The following is an 18,663-nucleotide window of genomic DNA, read 5'->3' on the forward strand; positions in this document are numbered from 1 at the left end:
GCGATCTGCACTGGGGTGATTGTGTTCCGGACCATACCTACCTCACATCTCATGGAAACGTCGCGATGGTTGCGACGAACGAAAACAAGAATGTCCGGTGGTCCGGTGCATATACCCTAAGCATGTATAAAAAATAAATAAACTAACTTTTAGGAATATGCATAGAAGGTTGGTTAGCGCAGACCCTGTGGCGAGGGAGCTTGCTCCCGCTCGACTGCGCAGCAGTCGCCAATTTGTCACCATGCTTTGACTGAAAGCACACGATCACAGGTTTGGGGGGCGCTTCGCACCCCAGCGGGAGCAAGCTCCCTCGCCACAGAAAACCCTCAGTCCAGGCGGGGTTCGGCGGCCATGAGTATCTCTTTTGGCCGGGCCTTCAAATACGGATTGGCGCAACCGATCTTCAGCCTGCGCGGTGGTGCCCAGCGGGAGTTATTACCCACCCGGTCGAGGATGCAGTAAGTCACTTCCAGCCGCAGGTCTTCGCCGGCTTCGAGAATGATCGCCGGGGGCACCCAGACCTGGATCGGCTGGCCGACATCGCCGGCCTTGAGTCGTGGCAGATCCATGCGCACATCACCCCAGCGCAGGGTGATTTCGTCGTCGGCGGCCATGTTCAGGTAAGGCTCGATGGTCAACGGAACGCCGCGCTTGATCTGGTTCGGATTGACCCCCTGACGGCGAATGGTTTCGGGGATGTTTACGGGCTCCAGCCCCTGGTTTTCATCGCCGCACAGCGCAGACGGTTGGCCGCCGGGGCAATCGAGTTTGATTTGCACCCGCCTGGCGGCTGAAAGGGTTGGCCCTTGCCCGATCTGCATGATCCGGTAGTGAATGCGTGAGGTGCCATTGGCAATGAAGCTCTCGGGCACACGCAGTTGGACCGGTTGACCGACATCGTCGGCCGTCAGCACTCTGGAGGCCACGTAGCAGTTGTCCCAGAACAGTTCGATCAGGTCGCCTTCGTCCATGCCGGAGTAGGGCGCCACATCGATCAGCAGGTGCGTCGCCGAGGTGATGTTGATGCAGGTCTTGTGAGATTGCGCCAGGGTCGGGGCCGCAAGTTCGGGTTTGTTCGAAGTGCTTGTCATGGGGATCTCCTTGAAGCCTTGCAGCGAAAGTCCGTTTCTGAAAGTTCGGAAGGCGTGAATTACCGAGCAACAAAGTCATTCACTATTTGTGAGGTTTAATAATGAATGAGTGTGAGGTTCAACGCCTGTTGGAGACTAGATAAGAGTGCGCTTGAATAGGTGTCAATAGAGTTGGCTAGTTAAGTGGTATATCTAGTGTTATTCAGAAAAATCCTACGCGTTGAAGTTAATAAGCTGCACCGCTCTGTCGAACTTGACGTTGTTTTACGGGCTTTTAGTGCGTTGCTGACGGCGAAGGCCGGGTCGGTGAGGGCGCGGGGTTTGGCGGATTTTAGGCGAGGTTATTCTGTTGCAGGACATATATATGTACCGCACGCGGCAATAAAAATTTATCTATTGTTCGGATAGATGAATAAGAGAAGAGAATATATCGAGAGGTTTTGTTAGCAGGGATGGTTGTCACTTCCATCCATGGAAGTTAACAAGTAGTGAAGCGATATTTCAGTTGTGGGCGTTATTCAGAAACTTGCTGAGAAACTGCTTCGTTCGCTCTTCTTTCGGATTGGCAAACAGCGCCTTGGCTTCGCCTTGTTCAACGATCACACCCTTGTCGAAAAACACTACGCGGTTCGCCACGTCCCGGGCAAAGCCCATTTCGTGGGTGACGATGACCATGGTGCGTCGCTCTTCGGCGAGGCTGCGGATGGTCGCCAGCACTTCACCCACCAGCTCCGGGTCGAGGGCTGAGGTGGGTTCGTCGAACAGAATCACTTCCGGCTCCATCGCCAGCGCGCGGGCAATCGCCACACGCTGTTGCTGACCACCGGAAAGGCGTCGCGGGTAAGCGTCTTCCTTGCCCGCCAGGCCAACCCTGGCCAACAGCTTTTTACCCAGGGCAACGGCTTCGGCGTGCGGGATCTTCTTTACGATGATCGGGCCTTCGATAACGTTTTCCAGGGCGGTGCGATGAGGGAACAGGTTGAAGTTCTGGAACACGAAGCCCACGTGTTGGCGCAAACGCCGCACCAGGCCTTGCTGCTGGTTCAACGGACGACTGCCATCAATCTCGATGTCACCGACCTTGATCCGGCCGCTGGTGGGTTCTTCCAGAAAATTCAGGCAACGCAGGAACGTGGTTTTACCCGAGCCGCTAGGCCCGATGATCGCCACGACCTCGCCTTCCTTCACTTGCAGATCGATGCCGTTGAGCACCACTTGACCCTTGAACTGCTTTGTCAGTTTTTCCACGACAATCATTGGGTCAGGACTCCAGGTCGTGCCGATTGACCCGTGCTTCCAACTGGTTCTGCAGGTGCGAAAGCACCGTGGCCAGAATCCAGTAGATCAGCGCGGCGGCAAGGTACATGGTGAAAATTTCGAAGGTACGGGCGGTAATCAGCTGCGCCTGACGGAACAGTTCCGGCACCTGAATAGTGGCTGCCAGCGCGGTGTCTTTCACCAGCGAAATGAAGCTGTTGCCCAACGGTGGCAGAGCCGTGCGCATCGCTTGCGGCAGGATGGCCCGGCGCAGGGTCTGCGCGCGGGTCATACCGATACTCGCGGCGGCTTCCCACTGACCGCGCTCGATGGAGCTGATCGCGGCGCGGAGGATTTCGCAGGCATAGGCCGCCATGTTCAGCGAGAAGCCGATCAGGGCCGCCGGCAGCGGATCAAGTTCGATGCCCAATTGCGGCAAGCCGTAATAGATCACGAACAGTTGCACCAGCAACGGCGTGCCGCGAAAGAACGACACGTAGATGCGGGCAATCCAGCTCACCAGTTTGAAGCGCGACAGGCGCATCAATGCCAGGCCGAAGCCCATCACCAGGCCGAAGAACATTCCGCCCAGGCTCAAGATCACCGTGTAGTACGCGCCCTTCAGCAGGAAGGGCGCGGAATCCAGCGCGAGTTGGAAAGCTTCTTCCATTATTGAGTGACGTCAGCGCTGAAGTATTTTTCCGAAAGCTTTTTCAGCGTACCGTCGGCACGCAGCTTGTCGATGGCCTTGTTCACTGCTGCCAGCAACTCAGGCTCGCCTTTGCGCAGGGCGATACCGGCTTCCTGGCGGGAGAACGCTTCGCCGGCGGCGGCAGTGTCCTTGGCCTTCTTGGCGTATTCCAGCGCGGCGAGGCGGTCGATCAGAATGGCGTCGATGCGGCCGACGCGCAGATCCTGGAACTTGGTCGGATCATCTTCGTAGGTGCGAATGTCAGCCTTAGGCACATTCTCTTTCACCCACTGCTCGTAGTTGGTGCCCAGACCTACGCCTACTTTCTTGCCGGCCAGATCGGCGGCGGTCTTGATGGTGTCTTTGTTCTTGGTCAGGGTCAGCGCCTGAATCCCGGAAACGGTGTACGGCTCGGAGAAGTCATACTTCTTCTTGCGCTCTTCGGAGATGGTCACCTGGTTGATCACGGCGTCCAGACGTTTGGATTCCAGCGCCGCGAGGATGCCGTCCCATTTGGTCGGTTGCAGTTTGACCTTCACGCCCAGCTCTTTGGCCAGGGCTTCGGAGAACTCGACTTCGAAGCCGGCCAGTTTGCCGTCGGCGTCGACGAAACTGAACGGTGGGTAAGTGCCTTCCAGGCCAACGTTGATCACGCCAGCGTCTTTGATTTTTTGCAGTTGCTCACCGGCAACCGCTTGCCCCAACAGGCCGGCGCTCAGCGCCAGGCCCAGCGAACCTACCAGCAGATTTCGTCGTAGTGCGGAAAAATTCATGACAAGCCCCTGTGTTTTCTTATGAAGACGCTTTTAGGAATGTTGGCAAATTCGGGATTTGAACGACTGCAATATCCTGCCCTAAAGCATCGTATGCGTCTCGCTGCAAATTCGCCTGCGGCGTGACTATATGATGGCGCCTTTAGATTGGAAAATAATAAATATCGCGCTTGTTATTCTTTGTCAGTATATGCAGTCGCCACACGACGATCGGCTACAAAAAGTCTTTATAGGCAAACAACGCCGGCGCCCCACCGGTATGCAGGAAGATGATCGGCCCTTCGTTGAAGCGTTGACGACCGATGCCATCGAGCAAACCCGCCATGGCCTTGCCGGTGTAAACCGGGTCCAGCAGCAAACCTTCCTGACTCGCCACCAGCTTCACGGCGGCCAACGTCCCGGCATTCGGTTCACCGTAGCGCGGGCCGAAATACTCGTCCCACAACTCGACCTTGAAACTCGCTGGCAGGCTCACGCCCAGCAGCTCGGCAGTGCGCTCAGCCAGGCCTTGGACTTTCGGGCGTTGGTCTTCATCGCTGCGAGAAACCGTGACACCAATCACTGGCAAATCCGGCAGTGCTTCACTCAACGCCAACGCCAGACCGCTATGGGTCCCGGCACTGCCCGAGGCCAGAACCACGGCCGCGAATGTCAGCCCGGTGTCCTTGATCTGCTCGGCCAATTCCAGCCCGGCACGCACATAACCCAAAGCGCCCAACGCATTGGAGCCCCCAATCGGCACCAGATATGGCTTCTTGCCGTTGTTACGTAGACGGTCGGCCAGCGCCTGCAATTGCTCGTCGGCATTGTCGAGGTTCTCCACCAACTCGACCTTGGCGTCGAACAGGTCCAGCAACAGTCGATTGCCGTTACCGACATAGTTGGCGTCGTCGGTGCCCAGGGGATTTTCCAGCAGGGCTACGCAGCCCAGGCCAAGCCTGGCCGCAATGGCGGCAGTCTGGCGCACGTGGTTGGACTGAAGCGCGCCAGCGGTAATCAAGGTGTCGGCGCCTTGTGCCAGCGCATCGGCCGCCAGGTATTCGAGTTTGCGCAGCTTGTTGCCGCCCATCGCCAGCGGCGTCAGGTCATCACGCTTGACGTACACATCGCGGCCCAACCAGGTCGACAGGCGTTCGAGTTTTTCCAGGGCGGTAGGATGACCGAGCAGGTCGAGGCGGTTAAAGCGGGCAAGCTGTTGTTTGATCATGGGGTCCGTACTGGCGGAGGGAGATGACAGGACTATAGGCACGCCCATTTAGCGGGGCAACTGCCAATCGGCCTTATGCCAAAAAGTGCTGAGCACAGCACAATCGGTTCTTAATTCGGCTTCCAGACCATGCCGTAAAGTAATCGCGGTTAACGCGGCCAGACAGTCCGGCCGCCCGTGAGGAGTTTTTACCGTGAGCGAGCGTTCCAGTCATTGGCAACTGCAGACCATCGTCAGCCAACTGCGCACGGCGCGTGATCAGTGGCGGCTACAAAATGGCCGCGCCAGCACCGAACAGGGCGGTCGCGAGTTGCCTTCCCGAGCGGCCATGGCAGAGATTCTCGAAGCCCTCTGTGGTGCGTTGTTCCCGATGCGCCTCGGTCCGGTGGATTTGCGCGAGGAGAGTGAAGACTTCTACGTCGGCCACACGCTGGACGTTGCGTTGAACGCGTTGCTGGCACAGGCGCGACTCGAATTGCGCTACGCCGCTCGCCACAGTGCCCAGGCCGACACTGAAGTCGAAGCCAAGACGATTCAGATCATTCAGGACTTCGCCCTCGCATTGCCGGGGCTGCGCAGTCTGCTCGACACCGACGTGCTGGCGGCCTATCACGGCGATCCGGCGGCTCGCAGTGTCGATGAAGTGTTGCTGTGCTATCCGGGGATTCTGGCGGTGATTCACCATCGCCTGGCCCATCATTTGTACAGGGCCGGCTTGCCGCTGCTGGCACGGATCAGCGCGGAAATCGCTCACTCGGCTACCGGCATCGACATTCACCCTGGCGCGCAGATTGGCCGCAGCTTCTTCATCGATCACGGGACGGGTGTGGTGATCGGCGAGACCGCCATCATCGGCGAGCGTGTGCGGATTTATCAGGCCGTGACGTTGGGCGCCAAGCGCTTCCCGGCGGATGAAGACGGTCAGTTGCAGAAGGGGCAACCGCGACATCCGATTGTCGAGGATGACGTGGTGATCTATGCCGGTGCGACGATTCTGGGGCGGATCACCATCGGCAAGGGCTCGACCATCGGCGGCAATGTCTGGCTGACCCGCAGCGTACCGGCGGGGAGCAACCTGACTCAGGCGAATCTGCAGCATGATGACGGGACGCAGAAGTAGGGCGGTCGATGGATTTTTGTCTGATCTAAGAGTCACCCCTCACCCCAGCCCTCTCCCCATAGGGGAGAGGGGGAAAGGGGGTCGATCTCCATGCTTTTCTAATCCTGAGTTCGACTCGGGATTTCAGGTCGCAGAATGTCTACCAAACACCTCGGTCAGTCCCCTCGCCCCTTTGGGGAGAGGGTTAGGGTGAGGGGTGGATCTCAGATCTGTACGGAGATAATGGCATTCCGCCAATTTTCACTGAACGAATTCCCCCAACCCCGCGTCATACCCATCCTTGAGCTAGCGTACGAACAGTACCGCCGAGCCTTGCGATTAGTCCTTAGCACCCTATTCATGTTTAACTTGAACGCTCATTCAAGTTAAACCGTCGGTTTGCTGCCCGCTCACAACAGGAGGCTTGCCTTTGCCGAGTCCGTTATTGATTGCCCTGTTTTACCCCCTCGAGGTGCACCTTTCATGAGTGCATCGTCCACCCCCGCCAGCGGTCAGGTCCGCATGAATCCGCCGGTGTTTTATTTCTCGGCGACGTTCATTTTGCTGTTCGGCGTCATCGTCATCGCCATGCCTGAAAAGGCCGGCGCCTGGCTTCTGGAAGCGCAAAACTGGGCGGCCAACACGGTCGGCTGGTACTACATGCTCGCGATGACCCTGTATCTGGTCTTCGTGGTGGTCACCGCCTTGTCTGGCTACGGCAAGATCAAGCTCGGTGCCGACCACGACGAACCCGAATTCAGTTACCTGTCCTGGGCCGGCATGCTGTTCGCCGCCGGGATCAGCATCACGCTGTTCTTCTTTTGCGTGTCCGAACCGCTGACCCATTTGGCGCAACCGCCGCAAGGCGAAGCCGGCACGGCGGATGCGGCGCGTCAGGCAATGCAGATTCTGTTTCTGCACTGGGGCCTGCACGGCTGGGGCGTGTTCGCCTTTGTCGGCATGGCGCTGGCCTACTTCGCTTATCGACATAACCTGCCATTGGCGCTGCGTTCGGCGCTCTATCCGCTGATCGGCAAGCGCATCAACGGCCCCATCGGTTACGCGGTGGACGGCTTCGGCATCATCGCCACGGTGTTTGGCCTCGGTGCCGACATGGGCTTTGGCGTGTTGCACCTCAACTCGGGTCTGGACTACCTGTTCGGCATCGCTCACACCCAGTGGATTCAGGTCGGCCTGATCACGCTGATGATGGGCGCGGCGATCATCGTCGCGGTGTCCGGCGTCGATAAAGGCGTGCGCGTAATGTCCGACATCAACATGCTGCTGGCCTGCGCGCTGCTGTTGTTCGTGTTGTTCGCCGGCCCGACCCAGCACCTGCTCAACACGCTGATCCAGAACATCGGCGACTACCTCGGCGCCTTGCCGATGAAGAGTTTCGACCTGTACGCCTACGACAAACCGAGCGACTGGCTGGGCGGCTGGACGGTGTTCTACTGGGCCTGGTGGATCGCATGGTCGCCGTTCGTGGGCCTGTTCATCGCACGGATTTCCCGTGGCCGGACCATCCGCGAATTCGTCTTCGGCGTGCTGTTGATTCCGCTCGGCTTCACCCTCGCGTGGATGTCGATCTTCGGCAACAGCGCCATCGATCAAGTCCTCAATCACGGCATGAGCGCCCTCGGCATGTCGGCCATCGATAACCCATCGATGACCCTCTACTTGCTGCTGGAAACCTACCCGTGGAGCAAAACCGTCATCGCGGTCACGGTGTTCATCAGCTTCGTGTTCTTCGTGACGTCTGCCGACTCCGGCACCGTGGTGCTGTCGACACTGTCCGCCAAGGGCGGCAATCCCGATGAAGACGGGCCGAAATGGCTGCGAGTGTTCTGGGGCGCAATGACCGCGCTGGTGACCAGTGCGCTGCTGTTCTCCGGCAGTATCGATGCGCTGAAGTCCGCAGTGGTGCTGACCTCGTTGCCGTTCTCGATGATCTTGCTGCTGATGATGTGGGGGCTGCACAAGGCGTTCTACCTGGAGTCTCAGAAGCAGATCGCGCAACTGCATTCCCTTGCACCGGTGTCCGGATCGCGGCGTGGCGGCTGGCGTCAACGCCTGAGTCAGGCCGTGCATTTCCCGTCACGGGATGAGGTCTATCGCTTCCTCGATACGACGGTGCGCCCGGCGATTGAAGAAGTCTCGGCGGTGTTCGTCGAGAAGGGCTTGAACGTGGTCACTCAGCCGGACCCGGCCAACGACAACGTCAGCCTGGAAATCGGTCATGGCGAGGAGTCTCCGTTCATTTATCAGGTGCAGATGCGCGGCTACTTCACGCCGTCCTTCGCCCGTGGCGGCATGGGTTCCAAGGAACTCAATAACCGGCGCTATTACCGGGCCGAAGTGCATTTGAGCGAGGGCAGTCAGGACTACGATCTGGTGGGTTACACCAAGGACCAGATCATCAACGACATCCTTGATCAGTACGAACGGCACCTGCAGTTCTTGCATTTGGTGCGTTGATCGAGAACCGGTGGCGCCGGGCCTTTTTCAGGTCTCGGCGCTCAACACCATGTACAGCACCAGCGCCGCCACCGGCACACTGAACACCACCGTGCCGATCATCAGTTCCGAACTCAGTGACTGGCCGGCAGTGACCATGCCAACGGCGCCGTTGATCAACGTCAGCGCCAGCCACAGGACCACGAAGCTGTAAGTCAGCGTCTGTTGGCTGAAGCCGATTTTGTCGCCGATGAACAACATCAATGCCAGCAGGATCAGGCCGAAGGTGATGATGATGGTGGTGTGCATGGGTGTGTACTCCTGATCAAGAGAAGAGCTCCATCGTCATATCGAGCATAGGCCAGGCATCCCGGTGGAGCGGAGCCAGCCCTTAGACCAACCCACCGTTAACGCGCAGGATTTGCCCGTTGACCCAAGCCGAATCAGGACCGACCAGAAAAGACACAACGCGGGCGATGTCTTCTGGCTGAGCCAGACGCTCCAGCGGGGCCATCTTGGCGAAGGTCTGAATCTGCTCTTCACTTTTGCCGTGCAGGAACAGGTCGGTAGCCACCGGGCCGGGGGCCACGGCGTTGACGGTGATGTTGCGCCCGCGCATTTCCTTGGCGAACACCTGGGTCAGGGATTCCACCGCCGCTTTGCTGGCGATGTACACCGCGTAGCCCGGCAGGTTCATGCCGACAGTGCTGCTGGAGAAGTTGATGATCCGTCCGCCAGTGTTCAGGCGGGTGGCGGCTTCACGCAGGGTGTTGAACGTGCCGCGAGCGTGGATGTTGAAGGTCTGGTCGAACAGCTCATCCGTGTGCTGCGCCAGCGGCATCACGTTGAGAATGCCGGCGTTGTTCACCAGCACATCGACCTTGCCCAATTGTGTTTCGGTCTCGTCGAACATCCGGCGCACGTCGTCGGCGTTCGCTACATCCGCCTTGATCGCTATGGCCTGGTGCCCGGCCTGACGCAATTCGACCACCCGTTTTGAAGCTTCGGTGGCACTGCTGGCGTAGTTGATGGCGACGGCGAAACCCTGGTTGGCCAGTTGTTTGGCGATCACCGCGCCGATGCCGCGGGAGGCGCCGGTCACGATGGCAACTTTCGAAGTTTGGTTAGTCATGGCGGTGATTCCTTGGAAGTGGATGGCTTGGGGTGAAGCCAGATTCACATGTTTACTCAGGCGGATAAATGCACGAGAGTTGCCTTGACTGTTCAATAATCGCCAACAATCGAGCGCCAGGAGACCCGAATGGATCAAGTCAAGGCGATGAAGGTTTTCGTGCGGATCTACGAGCGCAGCAGCTTCACGCTGGCTGCCGACGACCTGAACCTGCCGCGGGCGACGCTGACCCACACGCTCAATCAATTCGAAGCCTGGCTCGGTACGCGCTTACTGGAGCGAAGCACTCGCAAGGTGCGTCCTACGCTGGATGGCGAGGCGTATTACCAGCGTTGTGTGCAATTGCTGGCAGAGTTGGAAGAAGCCGAACTGGCGTTTCGCGGGGTGGCGCCGAAAGGGCGGTTACGCGTCGATCTGCACGGCACGCTGGCCAAGCACTTCGTCATCCCGGCGTTGCCGCAGTTCATGGCGCGCTACCCGGACATCGAACTGTCCATCAGCGAGGCCGACCGCTTTGTCGACCTGATCGCTGAAGGCGTCGACTGCGTGCTGCGCGCCGGCACTTTGGGCGACTCCGCGCTGATCGGCCGTCGCGTCGCCAATCTGCGCCAAATCACCTGCGCCAGCCCCGCGTACCTGCGCAAATACGGCGAACCGAAAAGCCTCGACGACCTGAAACATCATCGTGCCGTGAACTACGTCTCGCGCACGACTGCCAAGTTATTTCCCTTCGAATTCATGGTTGATGGCGAACTGAAGGAAGTGGCTATCGATGGCGCGCTTTCAGTGTTCGGCGCGGAAATTTATGCGGCGTCGGCGATCGCCGGGCTGGGCCTGATCCAGTGCCCGCATTACCGAATGGAAACGCAGATTTCCCAGGGCTTGGTGCAGGAAGTCCTGATCGACACGCCACCACCGCCGATGCCGGTTTCGGTGTTGTATCCGCACAACCGACACATGTCGCCACGGGTTCGGGTGTTTGTGGATTGGCTGGGGGAAGTGTTTGCGGGGGCGCGGTAGCCGCTGGTCCATAGGGCAAATCAGGCCTCTGCACGATAGGCTAATATTTATCAGAGTGTGTATGGTGTGTATTGGTGTGAAGCTTCGTCGCGTAGTGTGCACAGCAGATGCTGCCCACAAGGACGAAGGTGATGCGAAGTCGGGAAATGATCAGGATGATCGAGGAGGATGGTTGGTATCTGGTGGCCGTGAAAGGCAGCCATCATCAGTACAAACATCCATGCAAACTAGGGAGGGTGACGATAAAGCACCCGGACTCGGATCTTCCAAAAGGAACGATCAACAGCATATTGAAACAGGCGGGTCTGAAATGAGACCCGACACCGGATATGAAAGCCCCGAGCGGGCCACATCACAGGAAGGACTTACCGAAATGAAATTCCCGGTCGTTCTGCACAAGGATGCCGACTCAGAATACGGAGTAATTATCCCGGACGTGCCGGGTTGTTTCTCCGCGGGCGGTACTGTGGCGCAGGCATTTGAAAACGTGAAGGAAGCGCTGTCGTTGCACTACGAAGGCTTGGTGGCCGATGGCGATCCACTGCCGCAGGTGCATGAGATCGACGCTCATCTTGATAACCCTGATTACGCGGGCGGCGTGTGGGGGGTGGTCGAATTTGATATCACGCCTTACTTCGGCAAGTCGGTGCGCTTCAATGCCACACTGCCTGAGCAGTTGCTTGAGCGTATCGATCAAACAGTCAGGCGGGATCAGCGGTACAGCTCAAGGTCTGGCTTTTTGGCTGCTGCTGCCCTGCGTGAGTTGTCGGCGTAAATGTTGATCGCTCCTATACAGAGAACGATCAACTGGTGGCTAAGATGAAATATCTGAAACGTTTCAGCATTTCCTCGAGTCCGAGGTTTATCGGCGTTTGTCTGGGCGTATGCTGGGCAACTTGCGAAGCAGTCGATACCAACTTCAAGACAGACAAGAGAGGATTCGATGACCTACACCGCTGCCGAAAACCGCTACGACTCCATCCCTTACCGCCGCGTGGGTCGCAGCGGGCTGGTGCTGCCGGCTCTGTCTCTGGGCCTGTGGCACAACTTCGGCGACAGCACGCCGATCGACACTCAGCGTTCGTTGCTGCGTACCGCGTTTGATCTTGGCATCAACCATTTCGACCTGGCCAACAACTACGGCCCCCCTTATGGCAGCGCCGAGATCAATTTCGGTCGTTTGCTGCGTGAAGACTTCAAGCAGTATCGCGACGAACTGATTATCTCCAGCAAGGCCGGTTGGGACATGTGGGCCGGACCTTATGGCCAGGGCGGCGGTTCGCGCAAATACGTGCTGGCCAGCCTTGATCAGAGCCTGCAGCGCCTTGGCCTGGATTACGTGGACATCTTCTACTCCCACCGCTTCGACCCGGACACGCCGCTGGAAGAAACCGCCAGTGCACTGGCCACCGCGGTGCAACAGGGCAAGGCGTTGTACATCGGTATCTCCTCGTACTCGGGGGTTAAAACCCGTGAAATGGCCGCGCTGTTGAAAGAGTGGAAAGTCCCGTTGCTGATTCACCAACCGGCTTACAACCTGCTCAATCGTTGGGTGGAAAAAGACCTGCTGGATGTCACCGACGAGCTCGGCACTGGGGTGATTGCTTTCACGCCGCTGGCGCAGGGCCTGTTGACTGACAAATACCTCAACGGCATTCCGAAGGATGCGCGGGTTAATCGTCCGGGCGGTGGTTCGTTGCAGTCCTCGCACCTGTCCGAAGCCAACATCGCTCATGTGCGTGCGCTGAATGAGATCGCCAAGCGTCGCGGTCAGAGCCTGGCGCAGTTGGCTTTGGCGTGGACGCTACGCGATCCACGGGTGACGTCGGCGCTGATCGGTGCGAGCCGGCCGGAGCAGATTATCGAGAACGTCGGGGCGTTGAAGAATTTGAGTTTTAGCGCTGAAGAGCTGGCGGAGATCGACCGGTTTGCCCAGGAGGGCGGGGTTAATCTTTGGGAGAAGCCTTCGACGGCGGAGTGATTTGAAGTGGGGGGAGCAGTTAGATCCACCCCTCACCCCAGCCCTCTCCCCACGGGGGAGAGGGGGGGAAGGGAGCAGATCTTTAGTGGTTTCAAGGCCTGAGTTCGACTCGATAGTTCAGGTCGATGTAGCTCGAAAGAACACCTCGGTCAGTCCCCTCTACCCCTTGGGGCGGTCCGACGTTTCGGGAGGGTTAGGGTGAGGGGTGGATTCAGGGTCTTATCGGAAAAACGGCACATCCCCTAACACCGTCGCCCGCTGCATCACCCGCCGCGCCGGCCGGTAATCATCCACGGCGTAATGCTGTGTCACGCGGTTATCCCAAAACGCCACGTCGTCCTTCTGCCAGCGCCAGCGAATGGTAAATTCCGGACGTGTCGCGTGGGCAAACAGAAACTTCAGAATCACCTCGCTTTCGGTTTCCGACAGCTCATTGATCTTCGACGTGAAGCCTTCATTGACGAACAACGACCGGCGTCCGCTCACCGGGTGAGTGCGAATCACCGGGTGTGACAGCGGCGGGTTTTTCCTGCGCGCTTCTTCCCACTGGGCCAGCGCTTCGGGCGCGTTGCCATAGCGCTCCAGCGGGAACGAACGAGTGAAATCGTGGGTGGCCGTCAGCCCTTCGAGCAAGGTTTTCATCGGCGCGGACAGCGCTTCATACGCCGCAATACCGCTGGCCCACAGCGTGTCGCCACCAAATTCAGGCAACAACTTGGCGCTGAGCACCGCGCCCAAGGCCGGCGTCGGCAGGAAGGTCACGTCGGTGTGCCAGATCGCGTTGTCGCGCACGTCGGTGACGGCGGTGTCGAGGATCAGCACTTCCGGCTGTTCCGGCACATTCGGGTAGATCGGGTGAATGTGCAGGTCGCCGAAATTGGCGGCGAAACGTGCCTGCTGCTGCGGTGTGATCGGCTGATCGCGGAAGAACAACACTTGATGCTCAAGCAGCGCCTGCTCGATAGCGTCGCGCTGTTCCAGGTTCAGCGGCTGGCTGATGTCGACGCCGCTGATGTGCGCGCCGAGGGCGTAGCTTAAGGGGACGATGGTCAGGTTGCTCATGGTCTTTCTCTTCAATCCGGGGTGTAGAGCTTTTGTAGGAGTGAGCCTGCTCGCGATAGCGGTGTATCAGCCACTGCCATGTCGCCTGACACTGCGCTATCGCGAGCAGGCTCACTCCCACAGGGTTTTTCCCATGATGATTTTTCAGTGCGCCTGGCCATGCCACGGCACCAGTTTGCGTTGCAGGGCGCGCAGGCCCATTTCCATGGCGAAGGCGATCAGCGCGATCACCAGAATCCCCAGCACCACCACATCGGTGACCAGGAACTGCGCGGCCGACTGCACCATGAAGCCCAAACCGCTGGTGGCGGCGATCAGTTCGGCGGCAACCAGCGTCGACCAACCCACACCCAGGCCAATCCGCACACCGGTCAAAATGTCCGGCAACGCACTCGGCAGAATCACATGGCGAATCAACTGCGCCCGGGTCGCGCCCAAGGACTGCGCCGCGCGCAATTTGGCCGGGTCGACGGTACGCACGCCGGTCGCCGTAGCGATGGCGATCGGGGCGAAGATCGCCAGGTAGATCAGCAAGACTTTCGACAGCTCACCAATGCCGCACCAGATCACGATCAGCGGCAGATAAGCCAGCGGTGGGATAGGGCGGTAGAACTCGATCAGCGGATCGAGAATGCCGCGAGCAATGCGGTTGTGGCCGATGGCGATTCCAACGGGCACGGCGGTCAGCACCGCGAATCCCAGGCCCAGACCGATTCGGCTGAGACTCGCGCCCAAGTGCTGCCACAACGTTGAATCCATGTAGCCGGTGGTCACCAGCAGCCAGCCTTTTTGCAGCACGGCGGAAGGTGGCGGCAGGAACAGCGGTTCGATCATTCCAGTGGCGGTGACAGCCCACCAGATAACCACGAGTGCGACGAGTGTCAGCAGACTGATCCAGCGAGTACTGAGGCTGCGACGAACAGGAATCACCGTCGAGTGCGGTTTGACCGTGACGGCCGGAATCTCATAGCTGCTCATACGGTCTCCTGCCGCTGGGCGGCGCTGCGTTGGGAGAACACTTTGGCGAGCACGTGTTCGCGGGTTTCGATGAAGCGCGGGTCGGACTTGATCGATCGAGCGGACTCCCCGGCGGCGTAACGCTGACCGAAATCCAGGCTCAGGCGTTCGACGATTTGCCCAGGATTCGGCGCCAGCAGAATCAGGTCCGTGGCGAGAAACACCGCTTCTTCGATGTCGTGAGTAATCAGAAATACCGGTTTTGCGGTGCGCTGCCAGACTTGCAGCAACAGCTCCTGCATTTGTTCGCGGGTGAAGGCATCGAGGGCGCCGAAGGGTTCGTCCATCAGCAAAACGCGCGGGTCAGCAGCAAGGGCGCGGGCCAGGCCGACACGTTGCTTCTGGCCGCCCGAGAGTTGCCAGATTCGACGGTTTTCGAAACCGGACAGATCCACCAAAGCGAGCATTTCCCGAGCGCGCAGTTCACGTTTTTCCCGCGCAATGCCGGCCAGTTCCAGGCCGAAGCCGACGTTGGCCAGCACGTCCTGCCAAGGCAGAAGGGCATCATCCTGGAACACCACGCCGCGCTCGGCGCTCGGGCCTTTGACCGGCACGCCATCGAGGGTGATGCGCCCGGCGCTGGGCTCGACGAAACCGGCAATCAAGTTCAACAGCGAGGTCTTGCCACTGCCGGACGGGCCGAGGGCGACCAGCAATTGCTGGGGCCCCAGACTCAAGGAAATATCCGCCAGTACCGGTTCGGCGGCGCCGGGGTACTGTGCGCTGATGCGCTCCAGCTGAAGCAAAGCCATCGCGGTTAACTCCGATCAGTTGGTGATGTACTTGGCGCTGACATACGGGGCGTAATCCGGCAGCACGGCTTCAACCTTGCCTTGTTCTTTCAGGAACGCGGCGGTGTCGGTGATGGCCTTGGTGGTCGGCGCGCCGAGGGTGATCACCTGATCAGCCGCCAGCGGGAAGACGTTGCCTTGCAGCAGCAATGGAATGTCGCTGGCCTTGGCGCCAGAGAGTTTCACCAGCTTGTCGACGTTGGATGGGTTGGCGAGCCAGGCTTTTGGATCTTTGCGGTAGTCGGCGTAGGCATCCAGCGTCACCTTGGCGAACGCGGTGACGATTTCCGGGTGCTTCTCGGCGAAGTCTTTACGCACGATCCAGGCATCAAAGGTCGGCGCGCCGAACTTGGCCAGTTCACCGGAGGTGATCAGCACTTTGCCGTTTTCCTTGGCCACGCCGAGGGCTGGGTCCCACACGTAAGTGGCGTCGATATCACCGCGTTTCCACGCGGCAATGATGGCTGGCGGGGCAAGGTTGAGGACGGTGACTTTCGATGGATCGATGTTCCAGTGCTTCAGCGCGGCCAGCAGGCTGTAGTGACCCGTGGACACGAACGGCACGGCGATTTTCTTGCCGATCAGGTCTTGTGGGGTTTTGATCCCGGAACCGTCGCGAGCCACCAGGGCTTCAGCAGCGCCAATCTGCGTGGCGATGAGAAAGGTTTCTACCGGGACTTTGCGGGTGATCGCCGCTGTCAGGGGGCTGGAACCGAGGTAACCGATCTGCACGTCGCCGGAAGCGATGGCGGCAATGACGTCGGCGCCGTTGTCGAATTTGCGCCAGTCGATTTTGGCGTTTGTGGCTTTTTCGTATGCGCCGTCGGCTTGGGCAACTTTCGCCGGGTCTACGGTGGTCTGGTAGGCGACGGTGACGTCAGCCGCTTGGGCAAAGAAACTCACCGCAGCCAGAGACGCGGCCGCCAGGAGGCGAAGGGGGAAAGTCAGTTTCATTGAGAAGCTCCTTGTCAGGCGACCGAGAGTCGGCGTGAAAAGGAGACTAAATGATCTAAGAATCCGAAAATAAATAACTTTTTCGAATTAGCTTATGAGCGGAAAATTCTAAGGAATGGGTAGGAGGGTAGTGGAGATTTTGCCATTGTGTGCAGTCTGGTGGGTCGCCCCCTCACCCCAGCCCTCTCCCCACGGGGGAGAGGGGGAAAGGGGGCCGATCTCCATTGCTTTCAAATCCTGAGTTCGACTCGATTTCTCAGGTCGATGTAGCTCTAAGAACAACTCGGTCAGTCCCCTCTACCCTCTGGGGAGAGGGTTAGGGTGAGGGGTGGATCTTGAGGTCAGTTACTGATGGCCAGAATGCTCGCCTGATACGACCCGACAAACACATCGAAATCGCCGACTTCGTTCTGCTCCAGCTCAATCTGCTCGGCCAGCGACGAACGTGCCCGGTCTTCAAATTTCGCCTGGTCTTCACTGGAAAGCGGCTCGCTGCGGAAAAACTCCGCATGTGCCTGGCTCTGACGCAGGGAGAACTGAGCAAAGCTCTCCTTGTGCTCAGCCATCGCCACCAGCACCTGGGCCGATGGCGTCAGCGAAGGGTCCTTGACCTTGGCCAGTTGCGCATCCAGCGCCTTGCTATGGGCATCGCCGCCATGACTCTGATCCAGTATCGCCGCCAGGGGTGCAATCTTCTCCAGCAACTCGCTGGCCCACTCTTTCAGGTCCACCGGATGACCGTCGCGTTGCAGTTGCAGGCCCGGACGACGACCTTCCTTGACCACACTGAGGAAGTTCGAGGTCGCGTTGCCGCACGAGGTGTTGGTCAGCAGCGGACTGTCGTTCAGCGCGCAATACAGCAGGAATGCGTCGAGGAACCGCGACTCCGGCAGATCGATGCCCATTGGCAGGAACGGGTTGATGTCCAGGCAACGCACTTCAACGTACTGAATGCCACGGGCCACCAGCGCCTGAATCGGCCGTTCGCCGGTGTAGGTCACGCGTTTCGGGCGGATGTTGGAGTAGTACTCGTTTTCGATCTGCAGGATGTTGGTGTTGAGCTGAACCCACTCACCGTCCTGATGCGTGCCGATTTCGACATACGGCGCGTAAGGCGTTGCGACCGCTTTGCGCAGGCTGTCGGTGTAGCTGGCCAGATCGTTGTAGCAAGGCGTCAGACCGGCCTGGGCGTTGCTCTGGTAACCCAGGTCACTCATGCGCAGGCTGGTGGCGTACGGCAGATACAACGTGTCCGGGTCCAGTTGTTCCAACTGGTGCGAGCGGCCACGCAGGAAACCGGCGTCCAGCGCAGGCGAGGCGCCGAACAGGTACATCAGCAGCCAGCTGTAGCGGCGGAAGTTGCGGATCAGTGCGATGTAGGCCGACGACTGATAGTCGCGGTCGGTGCCGACAAAGCCTTCAGCCTCTTTAAGCAGTGGCCAGAGCTTTTCCGGCAGGGAAAAGTTGTAGTGAATCCCGGCGATGCACTGCATGGTCTTGCCGTAGCGCAGGGCCAGGCCCTTGCGGTAGACGTACTTGAGCTGACCGATGTTGGAGGTGCCGTAATAGGCGATCGGAATGTCTTCCTCGGCCGGCAACGGGCACGGCATCGATGGACTCCACAGGTACTCGTTGCCGAGCTTGCTGTAGGCAAAACGGTGGATCTTGTCCAGGCTCGCCAGCGTATCCGCCGGATCGGGCAGGGCGGGCGTGATGAACTCCAGCAGCGACTCGGAATAGTCGGTGGTGATTTGTTCGTTGGTCAGCGCGGAACCCAATTCTTCCGGGTGCGGCGTTTGCGCCAGGCGACCTTCGTCGGTCACGCGCAGGCATTCACGTTCGATGCCGTGAAGGCACTGTTCGAGCAGAGAGAGGTTAGCGCGCTCGCCGAGCAGAGCCAGGCGGCGGTTGAGAAGTTCGCTCAAGTTGGATTCCTTCACGCGTCAGTCGCCCCAATATGGGGGTGGGCAAGACGGTCTACAAGGGTGAAGTTGAAACTGGCGTTTTCGCCTGGTTTTTGAGCTGCAAAAACTACTGGCAGCCGGCAAAGGATCGGCCGCCGCAATCACCTGTAGGAGTGAGCCTGCTCGCGATTAGGGAGTGTCAGCCAACGTTTAGTCGTCTGACACAC

At 59.1% G+C, this 18,663-nt stretch carries 18 protein-coding genes; 6 read left to right on the top strand and 12 right to left on the bottom strand.

Translation table 11 applies throughout. The features are described 5' to 3' along the window. Positions 1–326: 326 nt before the first annotated feature. The 5 genes from QF010_RS15115 to QF010_RS15135 all read right to left on the bottom strand — a co-directional run bounded on the left by QF010_RS15115 (position 327) and on the right by QF010_RS15135 (position 5,019). Positions 327–1,091 (bottom strand): hypothetical protein, encoded by a 765-nt coding sequence (locus tag QF010_RS15115; RefSeq protein ID WP_033058495.1) that lies wholly within the window; start codon positions 1,089–1,091, stop codon positions 327–329. A gap of 501 nt (positions 1,092–1,592) precedes the next feature. Beyond that, the gene (gene tcyN, locus QF010_RS15120) at positions 1,593–2,348 is read right to left on the bottom strand and encodes an L-cystine ABC transporter ATP-binding protein TcyN (protein WP_033058492.1); all 756 of its coding nucleotides are present in this window, start codon (positions 2,346–2,348) and stop codon (positions 1,593–1,595) included. Between the two features lie 4 nt (positions 2,349–2,352). Beyond that, positions 2,353–3,018: a cystine ABC transporter permease gene (tcyL, locus tag QF010_RS15125; RefSeq protein WP_033058489.1), complete on the bottom strand. Its 666-nt coding sequence runs from the start codon at positions 3,016–3,018 to the stop codon at positions 2,353–2,355. Continuing rightward, a complete protein-coding gene (tcyJ, locus tag QF010_RS15130) occupies positions 3,018–3,812 on the bottom strand; it encodes a cystine ABC transporter substrate-binding protein (RefSeq protein ID WP_033058486.1) in 795 nt (264 codons plus the stop codon). Before tcyJ ends, tcyL begins: the two co-directional genes overlap by 1 nt. Before the next feature lie 214 nt (positions 3,813–4,026). After that, the gene (locus tag QF010_RS15135; RefSeq protein WP_033058484.1) at positions 4,027–5,019 is read right to left on the bottom strand and encodes a D-cysteine desulfhydrase; all 993 of its coding nucleotides are present in this window, start codon (positions 5,017–5,019) and stop codon (positions 4,027–4,029) included. A gap of 193 nt (positions 5,020–5,212) precedes the next feature. Here QF010_RS15135 and epsC point away from each other — a divergent pair, with 193 nt between their 5' ends. Further along, entirely contained in the window at positions 5,213–6,139 is a 927-nt protein-coding gene (epsC, locus tag QF010_RS15140) for a serine O-acetyltransferase EpsC (protein ID WP_033058482.1), read from the top strand. A 501-nt stretch (positions 6,140–6,640) separates the two neighbouring features. Next, positions 6,641–8,596: a choline transporter BetT gene (betT, locus tag QF010_RS15145; protein WP_429533471.1), complete on the top strand. Its 1,956-nt coding sequence runs from the start codon at positions 6,641–6,643 to the stop codon at positions 8,594–8,596. 27 nt (positions 8,597–8,623) lie between these two features. On the opposite strand, the gene QF010_RS15150 is transcribed toward betT, so the two are convergent. Further along, on the bottom strand, positions 8,624–8,884 hold the full coding sequence (locus QF010_RS15150) for a hypothetical protein (RefSeq protein WP_033058475.1): 261 nt from the start codon (positions 8,882–8,884) through the stop codon (positions 8,624–8,626). Positions 8,885–8,966: 82 nt separating this feature from the next. Next, positions 8,967–9,707: an SDR family oxidoreductase gene (locus tag QF010_RS15155; protein WP_033058472.1), complete on the bottom strand. Its 741-nt coding sequence runs from the start codon at positions 9,705–9,707 to the stop codon at positions 8,967–8,969. Between the two features lie 129 nt (positions 9,708–9,836). Here QF010_RS15155 and QF010_RS15160 point away from each other — a divergent pair, with 129 nt between their 5' ends. From QF010_RS15160 to mgrA, 4 genes are all read left to right on the top strand, one after another. Continuing rightward, on the top strand, positions 9,837–10,727 hold the full coding sequence (locus tag QF010_RS15160) for a LysR family transcriptional regulator (RefSeq protein WP_429533430.1): 891 nt from the start codon (positions 9,837–9,839) through the stop codon (positions 10,725–10,727). A gap of 131 nt (positions 10,728–10,858) precedes the next feature. After that, the gene (locus tag QF010_RS15165; RefSeq protein WP_033058467.1) at positions 10,859–11,041 is read left to right on the top strand and encodes a type II toxin-antitoxin system HicA family toxin; all 183 of its coding nucleotides are present in this window, start codon (positions 10,859–10,861) and stop codon (positions 11,039–11,041) included. After that, positions 11,038–11,502 carry a type II toxin-antitoxin system HicB family antitoxin gene (locus tag QF010_RS15170; RefSeq protein WP_192409809.1) on the top strand — a complete coding sequence of 155 codons (465 nt, stop codon included), beginning with the start codon at positions 11,038–11,040 and terminating at the stop codon, positions 11,500–11,502. The genes QF010_RS15165 and QF010_RS15170 overlap by 4 nt, the downstream gene beginning before the upstream one ends. Before the next feature lie 168 nt (positions 11,503–11,670). Then, positions 11,671–12,708: an L-glyceraldehyde 3-phosphate reductase gene (gene mgrA / locus QF010_RS15175; protein WP_033058461.1), complete on the top strand. Its 1,038-nt coding sequence runs from the start codon at positions 11,671–11,673 to the stop codon at positions 12,706–12,708. Between the two features lie 219 nt (positions 12,709–12,927). Here mgrA and tauD read toward each other — a convergent pair whose 3' ends face one another. From tauD to gshA, 5 genes are all read right to left on the bottom strand, one after another. Further along, positions 12,928–13,770, bottom strand: a complete 843-nt coding sequence (gene tauD / locus QF010_RS15180) for a taurine dioxygenase (RefSeq protein WP_429533431.1) — start codon at positions 13,768–13,770, stop codon at positions 12,928–12,930. 144 nt (positions 13,771–13,914) lie between these two features. Beyond that, entirely contained in the window at positions 13,915–14,748 is an 834-nt protein-coding gene (gene tauC, locus QF010_RS15185; RefSeq protein ID WP_033058455.1) for a taurine ABC transporter permease TauC, read from the bottom strand. Continuing rightward, entirely contained in the window at positions 14,745–15,539 is a 795-nt protein-coding gene (gene tauB / locus QF010_RS15190) for a taurine ABC transporter ATP-binding subunit (protein ID WP_056745614.1), read from the bottom strand. Before tauB ends, tauC begins: the two co-directional genes overlap by 4 nt. A 15-nt stretch (positions 15,540–15,554) precedes the next feature. Continuing rightward, positions 15,555–16,532, bottom strand: a complete 978-nt coding sequence (gene tauA, locus QF010_RS15195) for a taurine ABC transporter substrate-binding protein (RefSeq protein WP_033058451.1) — start codon at positions 16,530–16,532, stop codon at positions 15,555–15,557. A 341-nt stretch (positions 16,533–16,873) separates the two neighbouring features. After that, entirely contained in the window at positions 16,874–18,457 is a 1,584-nt protein-coding gene (gene gshA / locus QF010_RS15200; RefSeq protein WP_429533432.1) for a glutamate--cysteine ligase, read from the bottom strand. Positions 18,458–18,663: the final 206 nt, after the last annotated feature.

Source organism: Pseudomonas silensiensis (assembly GCF_050434865.1).
In the GTDB taxonomy this organism is placed as follows: Bacteria; Pseudomonadota; Gammaproteobacteria; order Pseudomonadales; family Pseudomonadaceae; genus Aquipseudomonas; species Aquipseudomonas fluorescens_W.